Origin of the sequence: Rubritalea sp., from assembly GCF_039830215.1 — a bacterium.
GTDB lineage: Bacteria > Verrucomicrobiota > Verrucomicrobiia > Verrucomicrobiales > Akkermansiaceae > Rubritalea.
This window is the reverse complement of record NZ_JBDOPO010000269.1, coordinates 1-1,796: the sequence shown is the minus strand read 5'-3', so window position 1 is coordinate 1,796 and position 1,796 is coordinate 1. Positions and strand designations below refer to the sequence as shown.

The window sequence follows — 1,796 nt, the reverse complement described above, 5'->3', positions numbered from 1 at the left end:
GTTGAGTATGGGCGTGGAAAAAGAAGCGGCGCACCTAATGGCGAGCCGCATAGAAAAGCTTAGGGTTTTGCCACGCTTGCGCGATGAGGAGGCCTTGGCTAGTGCTATTCGCGCAACCCCGTGGGTGTCACTAATACCAGGCGCACTCTTGAAATTCGTCGTTAAAGATTAGCGGTTTCGATAGCTAGGAAATCTTCTGCTGTATGCTGCGAGCGAACTAACATGCAGAAGTGAGCTTCCCCACGGATTTCGGTCAGGGAGTGTTGAGCTGGTCTGGAAAAATTGGACAGGTTGCTAACTTAAAATAAGATAAAGCAACCAATGAAAAGAAGACGCAAATTTAGCGCTGAATTTAAAAGCAAAGTCGCCATAGAGGCGCTGCGTGAGCAGCTGCCGATTCATGAGATAGCCAAGAAGTATCAGATACACCCCAGCCAAGTCACAGACTGGAAGAAGGCTCTGGTCGGTGGGGCTGGTGAAGTCTTTGAGTCGAGCAAAGCGAAGACCGATCAAAGGCAGCTTCAGAAGCGTAAAGAGGATCGCCTCTTTAGGCAAATCGGCCAACTCCAGACGGAGGTGGATTTTTTAAAAGAGAGCTGTGAGATCCTCGGTGTCGATCTGCCAGAGAACGAGCTTAATCAATAAGCAGGAGGCTATGAATATTAGTCAGCAATGTCAGAGTCTCGGAGTTCCTCGCTCCAGCTTCTATCACAAGCCTAAGCGATCTGAGAGTGCACAAAATGAGCTACTCATGCAGCTGATAGACCGCATATACATGGAAGAGCCAACCTATGGGAAGCGCCGAGTCCGTGATGAACTCAAGAAGTTAGGTTACTCGGTTAGTGTCGAGCGTGTGAGACGCTTGATGAGAATAATGGGAATCGAACCGATTTACCCGAAACCTCGCCTTAGTCAGCCAGGAAAGGGTCATAAGGTTTACCCTTACTTGCTACGAGGTCTTGAGATCGAGCAAAGTAATCATGTCTGGAGTACAGACATCACCTATATTCCTTTGGGGATAGGCCATGTCTATCTCACAGCAGTCATCGACTGGAGCAGTCGCTATGTGATTAGCTGGAGGCTAAGCAACAGCTTGGATCGGTCATTTTGCATTGAGTGCCTTGAAGAAGCTTTAGAGCAGCAACCAGCTCCACAGATTTTTAATACTGACCAAGGCAGCCAGTTTACAAGTGAGGATTTTACGAATGTGCTTAAAGCTCACGACATAAAGATCAGTATGGATGGTAAAGGCCGAGCGCTAGACAATGTGATGATTGAGCGCCTTTGGCGAACCGTGAAATATGATGATATTTACGTCAAAGGATATGAGACAATGCGTGAGCTCTACGAAGGTTTGAAGGCCTTCTTCAAGAAATACAACCACCGCAACCATCAAGGACTCGACATGAGTCCTGCCGAAAAATACTTTGGAGCAAGCCCGCTAGAAAAAGCAGCTTAATTCCATCTGCAACCTGTCCAAGAAAGCCGACCACTACATGTCTAAATTATTGGTAGGTTAGTTAGGCGGCTTTTTCAAGGTTGGAGTGCAGTTCTAGGAACTGCACGGGTGATAGATTTCCTAGCGATGAGTGCTTGCGCCTTGTGTTATAGAAGCCCTCGATATGCTGAAAAATAGCAATCCTGGCTTCACGTCGCGTTTCGAAGTATCCGCTATCTGGCATTAGCTCACATTTGAGCGAACTAAAGAAGCTCTCACAGCAGGCATTGTCGTAGCAATTTCCCTTACCCGACATCGATTGATCCATGCCGAGTGACGCAAGCTGGCTTCGCAGTTT

3 protein-coding genes are annotated in these 1,796 nt (G+C 47.6%); 2 read left to right on the top strand and 1 reads right to left on the bottom strand.

The window, feature by feature from the left end; genetic code table 11:
• Nucleotides 1–321: 321 nt before the first annotated feature.
• Nucleotides 322–645 carry a transposase gene (locus tag ABGY95_RS08870; RefSeq protein ID WP_347441319.1) on the top strand — a complete coding sequence of 108 codons (324 nt, stop codon included), beginning with the start codon at nucleotides 322–324 and terminating at the stop codon, nucleotides 643–645.
• A gap of 10 nt (nucleotides 646–655) precedes the next feature.
• Nucleotides 656–1,459, top strand: a complete 804-nt coding sequence (locus tag ABGY95_RS08865; protein WP_347441318.1) for an IS3 family transposase — start codon at nucleotides 656–658, stop codon at nucleotides 1,457–1,459.
• 61 nt (nucleotides 1,460–1,520) lie between these two features.
• Here the strand turns inward: ABGY95_RS08865 and ABGY95_RS08860 are convergent.
• The coding region (locus ABGY95_RS08860; protein ID WP_347441317.1) for an integrase core domain-containing protein at nucleotides 1,521–1,796 on the bottom strand (276 nt) is incomplete at its 5' end.